The sequence below is a fragment of the Alteriqipengyuania abyssalis genome (assembly GCF_019857185.1).
GTDB lineage: Bacteria > Pseudomonadota > Alphaproteobacteria > Sphingomonadales > Sphingomonadaceae > Alteriqipengyuania > Alteriqipengyuania abyssalis.
Genome location: NZ_JAHWXP010000001.1, coordinates 394,100 through 413,652, shown reverse-complemented (window position 1 = coordinate 413,652; position 19,553 = coordinate 394,100). Strand labels below are relative to the sequence as shown.

Below are 19,553 nucleotides of genomic sequence, written 5' to 3'. Positions count from 1 at the left end.
TCCTATCCGCAGGCCCATTGCCCGCCAGCGAACTTGCGCTGTTTGCCATCGGCCGCGACGTAGAGGTCCGCGGTCCGCATCGCATCATTCCCCGCTGCGGGCACGACCTTCACGGTCACGCCATCGGCGGTCATCGTCGGCCCCGCGTAGATCGCGCCCAGCCCGCCATTTTCGGCGGTGAGGTTGATCAGCTCGCCGCCGATCCGGACCACACCCTTGCCCTTCACCGTCTCGTCATCCGGTGCCCCGGCGAGCAGCAGTTCCTGCGCATTGAGCGAGAAGGTGCAGCCGCCGTCGCGCGGACCGAGATCGACGCGCGCGATATTGCCGAGCTTTTCGAGACCCATCGGGTCCGCGCCCTCGGGCACGGCGGAGCCGCGCGCCATGGTGCTTTCGGGCGGCGCGACGGTGCCGGTGGGCGCAGGAGTCGCTTCGCCCTGCCCTGCCCCGACGCGCGCGGCGAAGTCGTCACCGCTCTCGGCGTCGCCATCGCCCTGCGAACAGGCCGCCAGCAGAACGGCGGCAGAAACCATCAGCACTCGCTTCATAGTCGCGTTCTCCATCGCTCCATCGACGCGGGCGGCGCTCAGAGAGATCCGCCCCGCTTCGCTCAATCCTTGTCCTTGGGCTCGGTCGCCGCCGAGGTATCCTTGGCATCGCCCTTGCGTTCCGGGCGATCGGGGCGATCTTCGGTCGGCTCGGGCGCAGGCGTGCGGTCCTCGCCGGTTTTCTCTTCCGCCGGTGCATCGGCGCTGACCTTTTCGTCGGCCTTTGCATCCGTCTTCGCACCCGCACCCGTGTCCTTCGGGCTGTCGGTGGTCTTCGCTTCGTCGACCGGCGGCGTATGCGCCTTTTCGTCGCCGGGCAGCACGTAATCAGCGCCTTCCCACGGGCTCATGAAATCGAACTGGCGAAGATCCTGCGCCAGCTCGACCGGTTCGTAGACCACCCGCTGTTCCTCTTCGGAATAGCGCAGTTCGACATAGCCGGTCAGCGGGAAGTCCTTGCGGAAGGGATGCCCTTCGAAGCCGTAATCGGTGAGGATGCGGCGCAGGTCCATGTTCCCCGCGAACACCACGCCGTAAAGGTCGAACACCTCGCGCTCGAGCCAGCCGGCATTGGGCCACAGCGTCGTCGCGGTGGGCACCGGAGTCGTTTCGCTGGCGGTCACCTTGACCATGATGCGGCTGTTCTTCGTGAGGCTGAGCAGCATGTAGACCACTTCGAACCGCTCTGGCCGGCCGGGATAGTCGACCCCGGCAATCTCCACCAGCTGCTGGTAGCCATGATCGTCGCGCAGCAGGCGCAGCGCGTCTTCCAGCCGGTCGCGCTGCACGCTCAGCAGCAGCTCGCCATGCTCTTCCTTCGCTTCGACGAGCATCTCGCCGAGCGCGCCGGACAGCGTATCCTTCAGCCCGTCGATCAGGGTGAAGCGGGGTGCGGAATGCAGAACCGTCGCCATTCTTAGCGCTCCACCGTCCCGCTGCGGCGAATCTTACGCTGCAACTGCATCACACCATAGAGCAGCGCCTCGGCGGTCGGGGGGCACCCGGGCACGTAGATGTCCACGGGCACGATCCGGTCACAGCCGCGCACGACGCTGTAGGAATAATGATAGTAGCCGCCGCCATTGGCACAGCTGCCCATGGAGATGACATATTTCGGGTTCGACATCTGGTCGTAAACCTTGCGCAGCGCCGGTGCCATCTTGTTGCACAGCGTGCCCGCGACGATCATCACGTCGCTCTGGCGCGGCGAAGCGCGCGGGGCGACGCCGAAGCGTTCCATGTCATAGCGCGGCATGTTGACGTGGATCATCTCGACCGCGCAGCACGCGAGGCCGAAGGTCATCCACCACAGGCTGCCGGTGCGCGCCCACTGGAACAGTTCCTCGGTCGAGGTGACGAGGAAGCCCTTGTCGTTCACTTCGGTCTGAAGCGCGTTGAAATAGTCCGAATCCGGCTGACGCACCTCGCCGGGCTGCGCCGCGGGCTGCATCTGCGGGTTGTGGCCCGCCGGGGTGATGGTCTGGTTCTCGCTCATCTCAATTCCAATCGCGCGCGGCGCCGGGGAGGATCACTCCCACTCCAGCGCGCCCACTTTCCATGCATAGATCAGGCCGATGGCCAGTTCGCCGATGAAGATCATCATCGTGGTCCAGCCCGACCAGCCGGTGAAGTCGAGGCTGACCGCCCAGGGGAACAGGAACGCAGCCTCGAGATCGAAGATGATGAACAAAATCGCGACGAGGTAGAAGCGCACGTCGAACTGGCTGCGCGGCTCCTCGAAGGCGGGGAACCCGCATTCGTACTCGCTCAGCTTCTCGGCGGTCGGGTTGTGCGTGCCGGTCAGGCGCGAGACGCCCATCGGCAGGAACACGAAGACGCAGGAAATGGCCAAGGCCACCCCGAGAAACAGGAGGATAGGCAGATATTGTCCGAGATCGATCACGCGCAGTTTCCATCAGTCCGCTTGTCGCTGCCGCCTCTAGGCCGCACGCCGCGCGGGCGCAAGGGAGCCCGCGACGCAACTCACGTTGGTTTTTCCGCAACAGACGGGCTGCACGCCCGTCCGTCGCCTATTTCATCTCGCGCGCGATCGCCTTCTTCGCCGCATCGCCATAGGGTGGCTTGAGCCCCGCAAGCTTGGCGATGTCGATCTTGGGCTGCTGATAGGTGCTGCGCGCGTGGCTGAATTCGCGGAAGCCTTCGGGCCCGTGATAGCTGCCGATGCCCGACGGGCCGACCCCGCCGAACGGCATATCCTCGACCGAAATGTGGAAGATCACGTCGTTGACCGTGACTCCTCCCGAGATCGTGCGGTCGAGCACGTGCTCCTGCTCCTTCGCGTTGCTGCCGAAGTAATAGAGCCCCAGCGGACGGTCGTGGTCGTTGATGTAATCGACCGCCTCGTCGATCGCCTTGTAGGTCTTCACCGGCAGGACGGGGCCAAAGATCTCCTCCTGCATCGCCTTCATGTCGTCGGTCACATTGCGCAGGATCGTCAGCGGCATCTTGCGGGTGTTGGCGCTGGAGAAGCTCTCGTTCGCAGGGTTCACCTCGATCGCCTCGGCCCCCTTGGCCTTGGCATCCTCGACGATGCCCTTGAGCCGTTCGAAATGCTTGTCGGAGATGATCGCGGTGTAATCCTCGTTGTCGAGCAGCGTGGGATACATCTGGTGCACGCCCAGCTGGACCGCCGCGACCACGCCTTCCTCCTGATCCTCGGGCACCAGCAGGTAATCGGGTGCGAGGCAGATTTGCCCGGCGTTGAGCATCTTGCCCAGCGCGATCCGCTCGCCCGCGCGGGTGAGGTCGGCACCCTTGCCGATGATCGTCGGGCTCTTGCCCCCCAGCTCCAGCGTGACGGGGACAAGGTTCTTCGCCGCCGCTTCCATCACCTTGCGGCCCGTCGCGGTCGAACCGGTGAACACCAGATGGTCGAAGGGGAGCGAGGAGAACGCCTGGGCCATGTCCGGCCCGCCGGTGATGACGGTTACCTCATCCTCGTCGAAAACATCGGCGACCAGTTCGCGCATCCGGTCGCTGGTGGCGGGCGTGAATTCGCTCGGCTTGATCATCGCGCGGTTGCCCGCGGCGAGCACCTGCATCAGCGGGCCGAAGCTCAGGTTCACGGGGAAGTTCCACGGGCTCATGATCCCGATCACGCCCTTGGGTTCGTAGCGGACCTCCGCCTTCGCGCCCATCAGGCCGAGCGGGAAGCGGACCGAGCGCTTATCGGGCGCAGCCCAGTGGTCCATGTTCTTGAGGCAGTATTTGCCGAAGCCGATCGTGCTGACGATGTCGGTCATCATCGAGCCTTCGAAGCTGCGGCTGCCGAAGTCCGCATTCATCGCCTCGGCCAGCGATTCGCCGTGCTGCGAGAGAATCGACATCGCCCGCTTGATCCGGTCGCGCCGGATGGAGAGCGGCTCTGGCCGCGCCGCGGTGAAGGCCCGGCGCTGGGATTCCAGAATGCGCTCAAGGGTCTGGGGCGGTGTATCGCTCATGTCTCGGCTCTCCGATTGTGTTTCTGGGCTGTGCTATTACATCGAACGCGAATTGAGCCAAAGCGTTGCGACAACAGAAAGGCACGTACTTACCAATGCCCCAGTTTTCCGAAGCAGATCCGATCGTCATCCTCTCCTACGCGCGCACTCCGATGGGCAGCATGCAGGGCGCACTGGCCGATGCCACTGCTACCGACCTCGGCGCGACGGCGGTGAAGGCGGCGGTGGACCGCTCGGGCGTGCCGGTGGACAAGTTCGACCGGACCTACATGGGCTGTGTGCTTCCTGCCGGGCTCGGCCAGGCTCCTGCCCGCCAGGCGTCGATCAAGGCGGGCCTGCCCAAATCGGTGCAGGCGACGACCGTGAACAAGGTCTGCGGCTCCGGCATGCAGACCGTCATCATGGGCTCCGAAGCGCTCGCCAGCGGCACCGTGAACTACGTGGTCGCGGGCGGCATGGAGAGCATGACCAATGCGCCCTACCTGCTCAAGAAGCATCGCAGCGGTGCGCGGCTCGGCCATGACACCGCCTATGACCACATGTTCCTCGACGGGCTGGAAGATGCCTACGAGGAAGGCCGCGCGATGGGCACCTTCGCGCAGGAAACCGCCAACGAATACCAGCTGACCCGCGAGGAAATGGACGATTATTCCATCGAATCGCTGCGCCGCGCCAATGCCGCGATCGAGAGCGGTGCCTTTGATGGCGAAGTCGTCCCCGTGACGATCGTGACTCGCAAGGGGGAAACCACGGTCGAGCATGACGAGGCACCCAGCAAGGGCAAGCCCGACAAGATCCCGCAGCTGCGTCCCGCCTTCGCCAAGGACGGCACGATCACCGCTGCCACCTCGTCGAGCATCTCCGACGGTGCGGCCGCCGTTGTCCTGTCGCGCGAGAGCGTCGCCAAGGAAAACGGCCAGACGCCGGTTGCGAAGATCGTCGGCCTCGCGGCCCACGCTCAGGAGCCGAGCAAGTTCACCGTCGCGCCCATCGGTGCGATCGAGAAGCTGCTCGAACAGACCGGCTGGAGCGCGGAAGACGTCGATTTGTGGGAAGTCAACGAAGCCTTCGCCTGCGTCGCGATGTTCGCGATGCGCGACATCGGCATCCCGCACGACAAGATCAACGTCAACGGCGGCGGCACCGCGCTGGGTCACCCGATCGGCGCGAGCGGCACGCGGATCATCGTGACGCTGCTCAACGCGCTCAAGCAGCAGGGCAAGAAGCGCGGCATCGCCTCGCTGTGCATCGGCGGCGGCGAAGCCACCGCGGTTGCCGTGGAGATGATTTGAGAGGCTTACCCCTCATCCAGCCTTCGCTAGTTCGCTTCGCTCACAAGCTCCAGCATCCTTCTCCCCATGGGAGAAGGATAGCGTAGGTTGCGAGCACTGCTCGCTACCGCAGCTTGGATGAGGGGATTTGTTGGATGAGGGGACCGGTGCGCCCTAGGGCTCGCCCGCGCCCCACAGGCGATTCGCTTCGACGAAGCCGGAGCGTTCGCCGACCGAGAATTCGCACCAGTTTTCCTCGCAGTCGCCCAACCGGCCAACCACGCCGGGCTCCAGCTTCCACTTGATCGCGGACCCGGCGGCATCCGAATCGTGCATCTCGGCGAGGCCCTTGCCGACAACGATCGCGCCGCGCGTACGGCTGAGCAGCCGCGCCGCGATCCAGCCCTGGTCGCCGTCCGGGTCCTCGACCAGCCGCCAGCCCTCGCGCACGCGCACCACCTTCACCGGCAGGCCCTTGCGCTTGTAGACCCACTCGATCCGGTATTCCGCGCTCGGCCCGACGCGCATATTCGCCTCGGTCACGTCGATCGTCGCCCAGTAGGGCGTGTCGCGGTTCGCCCCGCCGGCAGGCGTCGCGGTCAGCGTGGCGATGGTCAGGGCAAGCCCCGTGGCGAGCAGGAAAGGGCGTCTCGGCATGGGGGAACGAGATACCGCAAGCGCCGTGATCCTGGCAAGCTGGATGGTGCCACCGCTTGACCGTGTTTGCGCCACACGCCAAGCACGGCGGCGATGGCCAGCAAACCCGCAGATCCCGCCCGCCGCATTCAAGGCACCCCCCGCGTCATCGTGACCCGCGCACTGGTCCCTTCGGTGCAGGAGCGCATGGCGCAGCTGTTCGACTGCCGTTTCAACGAGAGCGATACGCCGCTTTCGCGCGAGCAGCTGATCGAGGCGATGCGCGATTGCGACGTGCTGGTGCCCACCGTGACCGACCGGATCGATGCCGCAATGCTCGAGGCGGGCGGAGACCGGATGCGGCTCATCGCCAGCTTCGGCGCAGGAACGGATCATCTCGATCTGGCCGCCGCAGCCAAGCGCAAGATCACCGTCACCAACACGCCGAGCGTGTTTACCGAGGATACCGCCGATCTTGCGATGGCGCTGATCATCGGCGTGCCGCGCCGGATGCGCGAGGGCGTTGCACTGGTCCGCAGCGGCGAGTGGAGCGGCTGGGCACCGACCGCGATGCTGGGTCGCAAGCTGGCGGGCAAGGTGCTGGGCATCGTCGGCATGGGCCGGATCGGTCAGGCCGTCGCCCACCGCGCCAAGGCCTTCGGGCTCGACATCGTCTATCACAACCGCAAGCGGCAGCCCGAAGCGGTCGAGCGGATGTTCGGCGCAACCTATGTCGAGAGCCTGGACGAACTGCTCGCGCAGGCCGACATCCTCACCCTGCACTGCCCTTCCAACCCGCAGAGCCACCACATGATCGACCGGCAGGCGATCGGGCGGATGAAGGACGGTGCCTGCCTGATCAACACCGCGCGCGGCGATCTGGTCGACCAGGAAGCGCTGATCGAGGCGCTGGAAGCCGGGCGGCTCGCGGGCGCCGGGCTTGACGTGTACCCGGACGAACCCCGGGTCGACGCGCGACTGATCCGCCATCCCAACGTGATGACCCTGCCCCATATCGGCAGCGCCACCCGCGAGGGGCGCGAGGATTCGGGCCACAAGGTGATCGCCAATATCCGCATGTGGGCCGATGGCCACCGTCCGCCCGATCAGGCACTCGACGCTCTGATCTGATCGCGCACTAAATAAGGTGAACCCCGGTTTACCAGTTATGCGCAAAAGCGGGGCTATAGGCTTTCGCGCCCGTGGCCGTTTGCCGGCATTGCGGGCGGACTTGCTGGAGGCCCCACCCCGATGACCAGATTCGTTTCCGCCATGTTGCTGGCCATGCTGATCGCCAGCCCTGCCTTCGCACAGGACGCGGGCACTCTGGTGGAAAGCGATACCGGCGACACCGCGTGGATGCTCACCTCCTCCGCGCTCGTCCTGCTGATGACGCTGCCCGGCCTCGCGCTGTCCTACGGCGGACGGGTGCGGGCAAAGAACGTACTGTCGGTCGCGCTGCAATGCGGCGCTGTCGCGGCGGTGATTTCGGTCCTGTGGGTGGTCACCGGCTACACGCTGGCCTTCGGCGATATCGGCAATGGCTGGTTCGGCAATGGCCGCGCATGGATGCTGATCGAGCTGACCAATGTGCGCTACGGCACCACCGTGCCCGAAAGCGCCTTCGTGCTGTTCCAGATGGGGTTCGCGGTCTTCGCCGCCGCGCTGATGGTCGGCGCGTGGGCGGAGCGTGCACGCCTTGGCTGGGTCGTCCTGTTCTGCGCCGCGTGGAGCCTGGTCGTCTACGCCCCGGTCGCGCACTGGGTGTGGGGCGGCGGCTGGCTCGCCAGCACCTTCGGCACGATGGATTTTGCCGGTGGGCTGGTGGTCCACACCACGGCGGGGGTGTCCGCACTGGTCGCGGCGGTGCTGATCGGCCCGCGCGAAGGTTTTGCGGACAAGCCCATACTGCCCCACGCCCCCGTGCTGACCATGATCGGTGCCGCCCTGCTGTGGGTCGGCTGGTTCGGCTTCACCGGCGGCTCCGCCCTCTCGGCGACCGACGATGCGTCGAGCGCCATCATCAACACCCATCTCGCAGCCTGTGTCGCGGCGCTGGTGTGGCTGCTGATCGAGCGGATCGCGCTGGGCAAATGCACCACGATTGGCTGGGCGGCCGGCGCGGTCGCGGGCCTCGCCACGATCACGCCCGCGGCTGGCTATATCGCACCGGGCGCGGCGATCCTGTTCGGCGCGCTCGCCCCGGTCGTGTGCTACGGCGCGCTGGTGCAGGTGCGAAAGTGGGGCATCGACGATACGCTGAGCGTGTTTGCGGTCCACGGCATGGGCGGAATGCTCGGCACGCTGCTGCTCGGCCTGTTCGTCTCCTATTCGCTGGGCGGCACGGGCTATCCTGCGGGGATGACCCCGGCCACGCAGCTCGGCGCGCAGGCGATCGGGGTAGCTGCGGTCGCGGTGTGGAGCGCGGTGATGACCGGCATTCTCGCGCTGGGCATCGGCATCCTCATCCCCATGCGGGTCAAGCGCAGGCGCGAGATCGAGGGGCTCGACATCACCAGCCACGGCGAGCGCGGCTGGTACTTCGCCGACTAGCCGCCCACCGGCATTTCCTCGGCAAGCACATCCAGAATGCGTTCGATCGAGGCGCGGCTGGCGGAAAACTCGAAATGCCGCTCGGGCACTTCGATCGCGCGGTCGCACTCGCCCTCTGCCCCGCGCGAGCAGGCGGGCGCGATGATCCCGTCGCGGGGCGACCAGATTGCGATCGTGCGCACCGGCGGCTTCTGCCGGGGGTCATCGGAAATCGGCGGATTGTCGACCTTGTGGTCGTTGAGCGCCTCGTACAGCCGCCACGCGTTGTTGGCCCGCCGGTCGCCCGAGAAGGGCGTGCCCAGCGTCATCACCAGCGCGACCTTGTGCGGATGGCGCTGCGCCAGCACGCGGGCATAGAGGCCGCCCAGACTGATACCGATCAGCGCCACCTTCTGTCCGGTCTCTCGCCAGATCTGGTCAAGCCGCGCCTCGGCCCGGTCGAAGAAGGCCTGGGTGATACCGGTCATCATCGCGCTGATCCGCGCAGGATAGGCATCATACCCCGCCGCATCGAGCGTGCGCCGCATCAGCGAGGTCGCGCCGTCGTTCGACATGATCCCGGGGATGACCAGGACCGGAGGGCGCGTACCCTCAGGCGGCGCTGCCCGGACATGCTCCGGCAGGCGCACCCGGCGCACCGGGCTCGACCAGATTTTCGGCAGGTTCGGCAGTTCGCGCAGCCAATAGCCGAAAGGCGGTGCCAGATGGTCCTCTCGCATCGCATCTTTCGGCTGGGGCATGGCGTCAGTCTCCGGTCAGAATACGCTCCACCAACTGCTTCACCGTCGGGGTGAAGTTGTTGGAATAGAACGGGTCCTGCTTGAAGCGGTACGCTGCGTGGCCGGCGAAGGCGAGGTTCTCGTCCGGATCGCCGCCATGCGCGATATCCTGCAGCGTCTTCTGGATGCAGAAGCTGCGCGGATCGGCGAGGCGGCCGGTGGTGTGATCGTCGTGATCCTTCCAGCTCGAAAACTGGCAGTGCGACAGGCAGCCCATGCAGCCCTGCTGGTCGGCCCGGATCTGCTCGGCGCTTTGCGGGGTCACGAACACGACCGTGTTGTCCGGCGTCTTCAACGCCTCGGTAAAGCCTTCGTGCATCCACGCCTGCGCCTTGCGCTGGTCGCCGGGGTGGACGAAGAAATACTTGGCCTTGCCGTGATCGGAGAGCGGAATCGTCCCCTCTTCCTCGTCCCGCTTGAAGATCGGGATCTGCCGCTCGGAGCGGTGCATGAGGTCATAGAGGAACGGCGTCTTGACCGCGCTGGAATAGAAGCCGGTTGGGCTGAACTTGTGCAGCAGCACATCGCCCGGCTCGATCGTGCGCAGCATGTCTTTCCACACCTGCGGGATCGGGCTTTCCTCGGTCAGCAGCGGGCGCGTGCCGAACTGGAAGGCGATCTTGCCCAGCTCGGGGTTGTCGATCCACTCTTCCCACTCGCGCAGGAACCACACGCCGCCCGCCATGACGATGGCCGTGTCTTCCGACACGCCTTCTTTGCGCATCGTCTCGCGCAGCGCCTTCACGCGCGGATAGGGATCTTCCGGCTTGGTCGGGTCTTCGGCGTTGGACAGGCCGTTGTGCCCACCCGCCAGCCACGGGTCTTCGTAGACCACCGCCGCCAGCAGGTCCGGCACCTTGGAATAGCTGCGCTTCCACAGCGCGCGGAAGGCGCGTGCGGAGCTGACGATCGGCAGGTAGTGCACGTTGTAGCGCGCGGCGATCTCGGCCAGCTTGTAGGGCATGCCTGCGCCGCAGGTGACGCCGGTGATCTTGTCGGCGCAATTGTCCAGCACGCCTTCCAAGACCTGCTGTGCGCCGCCCTGCTCCCACAGCACGTTGATGTTGATCGCACCCTTGCCGTCGGCGATCTCGTAAGCACGATTAACCTGCTCGGTCGCTCCATCGATGGCATAGCGGACCAGCTGTTCGAACCGTTCCTTGCGGGTCGCCTGCGGGTAGACCTGCGGGATCGGGTTGCCGTCCTCGTCATAGGTATCCGCGTTGACAGCCGACACGGTGCCGATGCCGCCCGCAGCCGCCCATGCGCCCGAGCTTGCGTGATTGGTCGCCGAAACGCCCTTCCCGCCTTCGATCAGCGGCCACACCTCGCGACCGCCGTACTGGATGGGTCGCAGTCCTTTAAATGCCATCAAACTTCCAATTAATCAGCTGGGCGCGCCCTTACCCGTTGGCTTGGCCATTATCGGCATCGGACGCGCTTTTCTGCCCGGTACAGGGCACGATCTCGTCTGGGTCGGGCCTTGTAGCGCCGCGGGAGAATTGTGCAAAGTATCCCGCAAGCTCGGGTGCCTGCTCGATCCGGTCGAGCCGGTAGCCGACCCGTTCGAATTCGCAGGCGAGCAAGGCGGGAGGGATGCCGTGGCGGTCGGTCGGGCGGTCGATATCGACCACGATCACCTTGCCGCCGTCTTCCAGCGAGGGCCACAGCCGCCACAGGAAGGCGTAGGGCTCTGCCACCTCGTGATACATGTGGACCATGAAGACGCGGTTGAAGCTATCTTCGGGCAGGCGCGGGTCGTCCTGTGCACCGGCCTTGATCGAGACATTGTCGAGCCGTTCGCGCTCGACCCGGCGGCCCAGCCGCTCCAGCGCGCCGCGATCGATATCCTGCGCCAGCACGCGGCCATGCTCGCCCACGCGCTCTGCCAGGCGGACCGTGTAATAGCCCTCGCCCGCGCCGATATCGGCCACCGTCATGCCTGGCTCGATCGAGGCCATGTCCATGACCTTGCGCGCCTCGCCCTGGCTGTCGCGGGTCTGCTCGTCGGAAAAGGCATTCGCGCCCAGATTGGAAACCGGGCGATCGGGCAGCGGGAAGGCGCGCGCGGTCTCGGGCCGCTGCGTATCTTCCGTAGAAGAGCCGCAGGCGCCAAGCGCCAGCGCGGTGCAAGCCAACAGGGAAAATGCCGTGCGTGCCATCATCGGGCCGCACTTAACCGCGCATGCCGGGCTTGGCAAAGCGGCTTTTGCCCTATTCGACGTCTTCCACATCGACCGCTTCGCCCGTCACCCGCTGCGCCAGCGCGGCGGAGATGAACGGGTCGATCGCCCCGTCGAGCACGTCGCCCGGCGCGGTGGAGGTTTCGCCCGTGCGCAGGTCCTTCACCAGCTGGTACGGCTGGAGGACGTATGAGCGGATCTGGTGGCCCCAGCCGATCTCGGTCTTCTCGGCATATTCGCCCGATGCCGCTGCCTCACGCTCCGCCATCTCGCGTTCGAACAGGCGCGCTTTGAGCATGTTCATCGCGGTTGCGCGGTTCTTGTGCTGGCTGCGGTCGTTCTGGCTGGCGACGACGATTCCAGTCGGCTGGTGGGTGATGCGGACGGCGGAGTCGGTCGTGTTGACGTGCTGCCCGCCCGCGCCCGAGGCGCGGTAGGTATCGATCTTGAGGTCGCTCTCGTTGATCTCGATCTCGATATCGTCGTCGATCACCGGATAGACCCAGACCGAGCTGAACGAGGTGTGCCGCCGTGCGCTCGAATCGTAAGGGCTGATCCGCACGAGGCGGTGCACGCCGCTCTCTGTCTTGGCGTAGCCGTAGGCGTTCTCGCCCTTGATATGCAGCGTGACCGACTTGATCCCGGCCTGCTCGCCCGACTGATATTCGACCGTCTCGACCTTGAAGCCGCGCTTTTCCGCCCAGCGGACATACATCCGCATCAGCATTTCGGCCCAGTCCTGGCTCTCCGTCCCGCCGGCCCCGGCGTGCACTTCGAGATAGGCGTCGTTCGCATCCGCCTCGCCCGAGAGCAGTGCCTGGACCTTGTCGGCATCGGCACGGGCAGCGAGCTTTTCGAGGCTGGTGAGCCCTTCGGTCACGACATCGTCGTCACCCTCGGCCTCGCCCATCTCGACGAATTCGATCGCGTCGGACATTTCCTGCGAGATTTCGCGCACCGTGTTGACCGCGTTTTCGAGCAGCTTCTGCTCGCGGCTGATCGCCTGCGCTTCCTTCGGGTCGTTCCACAGGTTCGGGTCCTGCACGCGCGCGTTCAGCTCGTCGAGCCGGCGAAGCGCGCGTTCCCAGTCGAGCGACTGACGCACCAGCGCCAGCGCAGCTTCGATCCGGTCGATATGGGCCTGCCCTTCGGCACGCATTGCATTTTCTCCACAGAAACGGGCAGGCAGCGCTAGGGACGCGCCGCACCCATGGCAAGGCGCGGGATTAGTATATCCCGCCCTGTTCCTCGACGAAGCTTTCGGGCGGCTCCTCCCGCTCGGCCGCCAGTGCGGCTTCGTTCTTCGCCCGGCGGGCACGGCGGATCAGATCGAGAAACTCCTGCCGCTGGGCCGCGATTTCGGACGCGCGGGTCGAGCGCGGCGGTTCGGTATCGGGCTTGAACGCCTCCCAGATCACCGCAGCGTTGTCTTCGGTGCTGGCGGGCGCATCGAACACCCGGCCGCCGGTGCGCCGGTCGACCCGGACCATCCGCACGCCTGCAGGCGCAACCGGCGGATTGGCGCTCCACCGCTCGCGCGTTTCCTCGATGAAATCCTTGACGATCGGCGCGGCGATGGTGCCGCCTTGTGCATAACCGCCCATGTTGCGCGGCCGGTCGAAGCCAAGATAGGTGCCGACCATCAGCTGCTGCGTACCGCCGATGAACCACACGTCCTTGGGGCCGGTGGTCGTCCCGGTCTTGCCGAACAGCGGCAGGCCGGTGCCGCGCAGCACCTTGGCGGTGCCGCGGGTAATCACCCCTTCGAGGATGTGGGTGATCTGGAACGCGGTGCGCGCATCCATCGCCTGCCGCCCCATCGGGCCGGGCCGGGGCATGGCCGAGCCATCCCATTCGGGCATGTTGCAGCCTTCGCACTCGCGCTTGTCGGCGCGCCAGATCACCTTGCCGCGGCGATCCTGCACGTAATCGATCACGGTCGGATCGTTGAGGCGACCGTGGTTGGCGAGCGTGGAGAAGGCATTGGTCATCTTCTCGACCGTCGTCTCGCCCGCGCCCAGCGCGAAGGCGATGTAGGGCTTGTAAGACCCGATGCCGACCCGCTCGTAGGTTTTGATGACATTGGGCATGCCCGCCTCGTTGGCGATATTGGCGGTCATCACGTTCTGCGACTGTTCGAGGCCGTAGCGCAGGGTATAGGTCCCCGCGCGCCCGCCCCGAACGCATTTCTGGCCAAGCTGTGCACCCTGGTAGGCGCAGAAGCTGCTGTTATCGACCTGCGTTGCCGGGGTCATCCCGTGGTCCAGCCCGGTGGCATAGACGAAGGGTTTGACCGTGGAGCCAGGCTGGCGATTGGCCTGGGTTGCCCGGTTGAAGCTTTCCAGGCGGCTGTCCCACCCGCCCTGCATCGCCATGATCCGGCCGGTCTGCGGGTCTTCGACCACGATTCCGCCCGACGCATCGGGAATGACCGCCACCCGCCAGCCATTGCCCGAGGGGCGCACCGCGAGCACGTCCCCTTCCTTGAGCGAGCCTGGCGCACCGCCCAGCGTGGCGGTTTCGCCGTTGGAGAAGACGATCTGGCCAGATCCGGTGAAGGCCGCGACCCGCCAGTCCTTGTAATTGATCCCGATATTCGCGCTTGCGAGCTGGCTGCCCAGATCGCCCTTGCTGGGGTCGAGCGTGGCGACCGGGCCGCTCCATCCGCGCCCGCCGTGATAGCGCAGCATGCCCTTGCGCAGCGCGTCGCGCGCGGCCTTCTGGTATTCCATGTCGAGCGAGGTGCGCACCCACAGCCCGCCTGCGTAAACGCTGTTGGGCCCATCATCCGCGGTTTCGCCGAACCGGTCGAGCAGCTGGCGGCGGACCTCTTCGATGAAATAGCCCGCATCGGCATTGCGGATCGAGGCCGCGCCGGAGGTCAGCCCAAGCGGCTTGGCCTTGGCGGCGGCGACATCGGCCTCGCTCGCCCAGCCGTTCTCCGCCATCTTGTCGAGCACGTAGTTGCGGCGCGTGATCGCAAGCTCTTCGTACTTCGAGCGACCGTAACGTTCGGGCGCTTTTGGCAGGATCGAGAGAAACGCCATCTCGTGCAGGTCGAGATCGCCGACATCCTTGTCGAAATAGGCGCGCGCCGCCGCCTGCACGCCGAAGCTGCGCCGGCCGAGCGGAATCTCGTTGAGATAGAGGGTGATGATTTCCTGCTTGGTCAGCGTCTGTTCGATCCGCCGCGCGACCAGCATCTCCTTCAGCTTGCGGGTGATCGAATACTCATCGCTCAGCAGCACGTTCTTGGCGACCTGCTGGGTGATGGTCGACCCGCCGACCGCGCGCTCGTCCGTCCCGGCCTTGCGCGCATAGTCGAGCACCGCGTTGAGCGTGCCGGTGATGTCGACCCCGTTGTGCCGCCAGAAGGTCTCGTCCTCGGCGGCGAGGAACGCGTTGACCAGCGGACGCGGGAAATCGACGTAATCGAGCTGCACCCGCCGGTCGCGTGCATAGCTGCCCACGATCTCGCCATCGGCACCGCGCACCACGGTGGGTAGCGGCGTCTCGTAATCCTGCAGCGCGCTTGCATCGGGCAGGTCGCGCCCGATCAGGAACCAGGCAATGCCGACCAGCGCCAGAAAGGCGATCGTGCCATAGACGATCCAGCGGACCGCCCAGTTATCCCGCCAGGTCTGCTTGAACTCGGCGAAGGCGTCCTGCGATCCACGCTGGATCCGGTAACGGATATGTTCGACTGATAGCTCGGTCATGATGCGGCAGCGCCCTTAGCACGCTCCTCGCGCAGACCGCCATAACCAATGGTGAACATTCGCACGGGGTCGTTCAGCCGACCGACTGGCGGGCGAAGAACACGCGGATCGCGCGGGCGAGGAAACCGGCGAATTCCTCGCGCCCCTCGTCCGACGAAAGCCGTGCGGCATCGTCCGGATTGGTCAGGAAGCCGACTTCGAACAGCACCGCGGGCACATCGGGCGCGCGCAGCACGGCGAGTGCGGCGGAACGCTGGGTCTGCGAATGGAAGCGGTGTTTGCCCTTCCCCTCACGCTCGATCAGCTCGCCGAACTCGCGGCTGGTTTCCTGCACCCGGCGCTGCGAGAGTTCGACCAGGATGTCGTTCACCGGATCGCTCTGGTTCTTCACCACCACGCCGTTGAGCAGATCGGCATTGTTCTCGCGATTGGCGAACCGCGCCGCGGCCTCGCTCGATGCTTCGCGCGACAGGGTGTAGACGCTCGCACCGTACGCACTTTCGGAATCACCCGCGCTGTCTGCATGGAGCGAGATGAACAGGTCGGCATTGAGCCGCCGCGCAATCTCGGGCCGTTCCTGCAGGACGAGGAAGGTATCGTCCTCGCGCGTCAGCGCCACGCGGATGCCGCCTTCCTCGATCAGGCGATCCTTCAGCGCCAGCGCCAGTTCCAGCACGACGTCCTTCTCGTACCGGTCGCCCGAAACCGTGCCCGGGTCCTTTCCGCCGTGACCGGCGTCGATCACCACCAGCGGGCGCGAATTGTCGGGCGGGCCGTAGATTGTCGGAAGATCGACCGGCTGGCCCGCCTCAGGCAGCACCAAGCTGATCACGTAGTCGCGCCCGAGATGCGGCACCGGAATGGTCAGCCCAAGCACATACACCCCGCCGACGATCACCACCGGCAGCAGGAAAATTGCGAGGATCTGAAAAAAGCGGCCCATCCCTGTCCCTAGTAAGATGTGGTGCCTCTCTTGCGCAATAGACGTCACATGCTTGCGCAATAGAGTTGCCGCGCCCCTCGCGCGATGCTAGCCACTTCCAGTCACGAGGCGCGAGCCCCTTTTCGATCAGCGGTTTGTCCGCTCTCGCAGGTGGACTCGCGATCGGGACGACAGACCGGCCACACGGATTACACCTCGTGTGGTCGACCCCGCAAACTAACAGGTTGATGCGACCAATGCGCACTCCCCACCCGTTCGATCCCGCCACGCCGCAAGGCCGGGCAGGCGGACGCATGGTCGGGGCCGAGCATATGGCAGCCGTCCGCTTGGTCGCAGACACACACGCTCCCCACATGCCCCCGATCGGGGCGGTGGCGGAATTCCCATCCCGCCTGGCCCGCGAAGGCCGGCGATTTTTCACGACAGATAGCGCGCCTTGCCGCGACCGCCCCACCAGGCTGACGCAGGCGAGACGCGTGGAGACAACACCATGGCACAGCGCATGCTTATCGATGCGCGCCACGCGGAAGAAACCCGCGTGGCCGTACTTAAAGGCAACCGGATAGAAGAATTCGACTTCGAGTCGGCCGAACACAAGCAGATCAAGGGCAATATCTACCTCGCGAAAGTCACGCGGGTAGAACCTTCGCTGCAGGCGGCGTTCGTCGATTTCGGCGGCAACCGGCACGGGTTCCTCGCCTTCAGCGAGATTCACCCCGACTATTACCAGATTCCCAAGGAAGACCGCGACGCCCTGCTCGCCGAAGAGGCGGAAGCCGCCGAAGAGGAAGAGCGTCTGCGGGCCGAGGAAGAAGAAGCCGGGCACATGCCGGGCGACGAATACGACGCGGAAGACGATGAATCCGCCGAAGCCCTGGCCGAAGACCTCGCCGAAGACGGGCTCGAGGAAATCGACACCTCGGACAAGGACAAGGTCTCGACGATCGAGGAAGGCCAGCTTTCCTCGGACGATGATGACGAGGACGAGGACGACGACGACAGCAACGGCGATGATGCCGATGCGTCCGAGGGCGGCAACCGCCGCCGCGGGCGTCGCGGTCGCGGCGGTCCGCGCCGTCAGGGCCAGGGCAAGCCGCGCAGCCGCGCCAAGGAAGTCGACGAGGCACGCGCCCGCCGCCAGGCACTGCGCCGCCGCTACAAGATTCAGGACGTCATTCAGCGCCGTCAGGTGCTGCTGGTCCAGGTCGTCAAGGAAGAGCGCGGCAACAAGGGTGCGGCGCTGACCACCTATCTCAGCCTCGCGGGCCGCTACACCGTGCTGATGCCGAACTCGTCGCACGGAGGCGGGATCAGCCGCAAGATTTCCTCCGCATCCGACCGCAAGCGTCTCAAGCAGGTCGTCGGCGATCTCAACCTGCCGCGCACGATGGGCCTGATCGTGCGCACCGCCGGCCTCAGCCGTACCAAGACCGAGATCAAGCGCGACTTCGACTATCTCGCCCGGTTGTGGGACGAGATTCGCGAGCGGACGCTGGGCTCCAGCGCGCCCAGCCTGATCCACTCGGACAGCGACCTGATCAAGCGCGCGATCCGCGACATCTATAATCGCGAGATCGAGGAAGTCGTGGTCGAGGGTGAGGAAGGCTACAAGTCCGCCCGCGCCTTCATGAAATTGCTGATGCCCAGCCACGTCCGACGGGTGAAGGCCTATTCGGACCCGGTCCCGATGTTCCAGCGCTACGGCGCGGAAGACCAGCTGCGCGCGATGTACGAACCGGTCGTGCAGCTCAAATCGGGCGGCTATCTGGTGATCAACCCGACCGAGGCGCTGGTGTCGATCGACATCAACTCGGGCCGCTCCACCAAGGAGCACGGGATCGAGCAGACCGCGACCGCAACCAACCTGGAAGCGGCGAAGGAAATCGCCCGCCAGCTGCGTCTGCGCGACATGGCCGGTCTGGTCGTGATCGACTTCATCGACATGGAGCACAACTCCAACATCCGTAAGGTCGAGCGTGCGATGAAGGACGCGCTCAAGAACGACCGCGCGCGGATTCAGGTCGGCCGCATCTCCGGCTTCGGCCTTATGGAGATGAGCCGCCAGCGCCTGCGCACCGGCGTGCTCGAGGCGACCACCCGCGAATGCCCGCACTGCGACGGCACCGGCCTGGTCCGCACCGCATCCAGCGCCGGTCTCTCCGCGCTGCGCCTGATCGAGGACGAGGCAGCCAAGGGCAAGGGCACCGTCATCACGCTGTCGGCCAGCACAGAAGCCGCGGTCTATCTGCTCAACGCCAAGCGCGCCGACTTGGTCGAGATCGAAGAACGCTATGGCGTCAAGGTCGAGATCGTGCCTGAAGGCGAGGACGAAGGCGCCAAGATGAGCGTCGCCAGCTCCGGCCCCCGTCCCACCGAAGCGCCCAAGTTCGAACCGATCGTGATCGACGAAGCCGAGGACGACTTCGAGGACGAGGCGGACGACACCGAGGAAGAGGACGAGGGTCAGGGTCGCTCGAACGGCAGGTCTTCCGATGAGAACGACAATGACGACGACCGTCCCAAGAAGAAGCGCCGGCGTCGGCGTGGCGGTCGCGGTCGCAACAAGCGTCGCGATAACGACGGTGAGAATGGCGAGCACGCCGACGACCGCTCGAACGACCGCTCCGGCGACGGGCAGTCCGACGATGACCGGTCCGGCAACGAACGGGCGAGCGACGACGGCTCCGACGAATCGTCGAGCGACGACGGTGACGACAAGCCGAAGAAGCGCCGCAGCCGCGGTGGTCGTGGCCGGCGCAAGAAGCAGGACGACGCCGGCGAGGCTCAGCAGGACGTGCCCGAGCATGTCGTGGAAGACATGGCGGTCGTCGCAGGACCGGACGACGCACCGGCCACCGCCGATGCTGCGACCGCCGAGAAGCCCAAGCCCAAGCGCCGCAGCCGCGCCAAGAAAGCCGATGCCGAGCAAACGGCCGAGGCCAGCGATGGTCAGGAAGCGGGCACGGATGCCGCCAAGGATGGTGCCGAAGACAAGCCCGCACCCAAGCGTCGCAGCCGTGCCAAGAAGGCGGACACGCCTTCGCAGGATGCTGCCGGTGACGGCAAGGCTGCGGAACAGGCCGAAGAAAAGCCTGCACCCAAGCGCCGCAGCCGCGCCAAGAAGCCAGTCGAAGGCGAGGAACAGGCCGATGCTGGCGAAAAGAAGGCTCCCGCAAGGAAGCCCCGCGCCCGCAAGACGCCCGCCAAGCCCGCGGCTAGCAAGCAGACCGAAGCGCAGCTGACCGAGGATATCGCGGTCGTCGCCGGGCCGGAAGACACCCCGACCGACCCGCAGGAAGCGGCTGAAAAGTCGCCCTCGCCGGCACCTGCACCTGCGCCCGCACCCGCTCCGGCACCCTCGGCGTCCGCCGATGGTTCAGATGACGGCAACGGCGACGACGACAAGCCGCGTCGCGGTGGCTGGTGGCAGCGGACCTTCGGGGCCTGATAGTCACCTTCG

At 65.9% G+C, this 19,553-nt stretch carries 15 protein-coding genes and 1 pseudogene; 4 read left to right on the top strand and 12 right to left on the bottom strand.

All coding sequences use genetic code 11. The features are described 5' to 3' along the window. Positions 1-2: 2 nt before the first annotated feature. The 5 genes and pseudogenes from KYN89_RS02010 to KYN89_RS01990 form a co-directional block, all read right to left on the bottom strand. Positions 3-548: a hypothetical protein gene (locus tag KYN89_RS02010; RefSeq protein WP_248284944.1), complete on the bottom strand. Its 546-nt coding sequence runs from the start codon at positions 546-548 to the stop codon at positions 3-5. A 62-nt stretch (positions 549-610) separates the two neighbouring features. After that, positions 611-1,462: an NADH-quinone oxidoreductase subunit C gene (locus tag KYN89_RS02005; protein ID WP_222823571.1), complete on the bottom strand. Its 852-nt coding sequence runs from the start codon at positions 1,460-1,462 to the stop codon at positions 611-613. A 2-nt stretch (positions 1,463-1,464) separates the two neighbouring features. Next, positions 1,465-1,998, bottom strand: coding sequence for a NuoB/complex I 20 kDa subunit family protein (locus KYN89_RS02000; protein WP_029140453.1), 534 nt, complete (start codon positions 1,996-1,998; stop codon positions 1,465-1,467). A 78-nt stretch (positions 1,999-2,076) separates the two neighbouring features. Continuing rightward, on the bottom strand, positions 2,077-2,451 hold the full coding sequence (ndhC, locus tag KYN89_RS01995) for an NADH-quinone oxidoreductase subunit A (RefSeq protein WP_010237527.1): 375 nt from the start codon (positions 2,449-2,451) through the stop codon (positions 2,077-2,079). A 127-nt stretch (positions 2,452-2,578) separates the two neighbouring features. Next, positions 2,579-4,027, bottom strand: a pseudogene (locus KYN89_RS01990) (coniferyl aldehyde dehydrogenase); the annotation flags it as partial. A gap of 77 nt (positions 4,028-4,104) precedes the next feature. Here KYN89_RS01990 and KYN89_RS01985 point away from each other — a divergent pair. Next, on the top strand, positions 4,105-5,301 hold the full coding sequence (locus KYN89_RS01985; protein ID WP_222823569.1) for a thiolase family protein: 1,197 nt from the start codon (positions 4,105-4,107) through the stop codon (positions 5,299-5,301). A 153-nt stretch (positions 5,302-5,454) separates the two neighbouring features. Here the strand turns inward: KYN89_RS01985 and KYN89_RS01980 are convergent, their stop codons facing one another. Continuing rightward, positions 5,455-5,937, bottom strand: a complete 483-nt coding sequence (locus tag KYN89_RS01980) for an SH3 domain-containing protein (RefSeq protein ID WP_054524156.1) — start codon at positions 5,935-5,937, stop codon at positions 5,455-5,457. A 93-nt stretch (positions 5,938-6,030) separates the two neighbouring features. Here KYN89_RS01980 and KYN89_RS01975 point away from each other — a divergent pair, with 93 nt between their 5' ends. Further along, on the top strand, positions 6,031-7,047 hold the full coding sequence (locus tag KYN89_RS01975; RefSeq protein ID WP_222823568.1) for a 2-hydroxyacid dehydrogenase: 1,017 nt from the start codon (positions 6,031-6,033) through the stop codon (positions 7,045-7,047). 120 nt (positions 7,048-7,167) lie between these two features. Continuing rightward, positions 7,168-8,469 (top strand): ammonium transporter, encoded by a 1,302-nt coding sequence (locus KYN89_RS01970; RefSeq protein WP_248284943.1) that lies wholly within the window; start codon positions 7,168-7,170, stop codon positions 8,467-8,469. Here the strand turns inward: KYN89_RS01970 and KYN89_RS01965 are convergent. The 6 genes from KYN89_RS01965 to KYN89_RS01940 form a co-directional block, all read right to left on the bottom strand. Next, positions 8,466-9,209 carry an esterase/lipase family protein gene (locus KYN89_RS01965; RefSeq protein WP_222823567.1) on the bottom strand — a complete coding sequence of 248 codons (744 nt, stop codon included), beginning with the start codon at positions 9,207-9,209 and terminating at the stop codon, positions 8,466-8,468. The genes KYN89_RS01970 and KYN89_RS01965 overlap by 4 nt on opposite strands. A gap of 4 nt (positions 9,210-9,213) precedes the next feature. After that, entirely contained in the window at positions 9,214-10,620 is a 1,407-nt protein-coding gene (locus KYN89_RS01960; protein WP_222823566.1) for an NAD(P)H-dependent flavin oxidoreductase, read from the bottom strand. Between the two features lie 31 nt (positions 10,621-10,651). Beyond that, positions 10,652-11,413, bottom strand: coding sequence for a class I SAM-dependent methyltransferase (locus KYN89_RS01955; RefSeq protein WP_222823565.1), 762 nt, complete (start codon positions 11,411-11,413; stop codon positions 10,652-10,654). 49 nt (positions 11,414-11,462) lie between these two features. Beyond that, positions 11,463-12,590 (bottom strand): peptide chain release factor 2, encoded by a 1,128-nt coding sequence (gene prfB / locus KYN89_RS01950; RefSeq protein ID WP_222823564.1) that lies wholly within the window; start codon positions 12,588-12,590, stop codon positions 11,463-11,465. A gap of 67 nt (positions 12,591-12,657) precedes the next feature. Then, complete coding sequence (locus KYN89_RS01945; RefSeq protein WP_222823563.1) at positions 12,658-15,150, bottom strand: penicillin-binding protein 1A; 2,493 nt, start codon at positions 15,148-15,150, stop codon at positions 12,658-12,660. Positions 15,151-15,223: 73 nt separating this feature from the next. After that, positions 15,224-16,093, bottom strand: a complete 870-nt coding sequence (locus KYN89_RS01940) for an N-acetylmuramoyl-L-alanine amidase family protein (RefSeq protein WP_222823562.1) — start codon at positions 16,091-16,093, stop codon at positions 15,224-15,226. Between the two features lie 490 nt (positions 16,094-16,583). Here KYN89_RS01940 and KYN89_RS01935 point away from each other — a divergent pair, with 490 nt between their 5' ends. After that, the gene (locus tag KYN89_RS01935; protein WP_222823561.1) at positions 16,584-19,541 is read left to right on the top strand and encodes an Rne/Rng family ribonuclease; all 2,958 of its coding nucleotides are present in this window, start codon (positions 16,584-16,586) and stop codon (positions 19,539-19,541) included. The last annotated feature ends 12 nt before the right edge of the window (positions 19,542-19,553 follow it).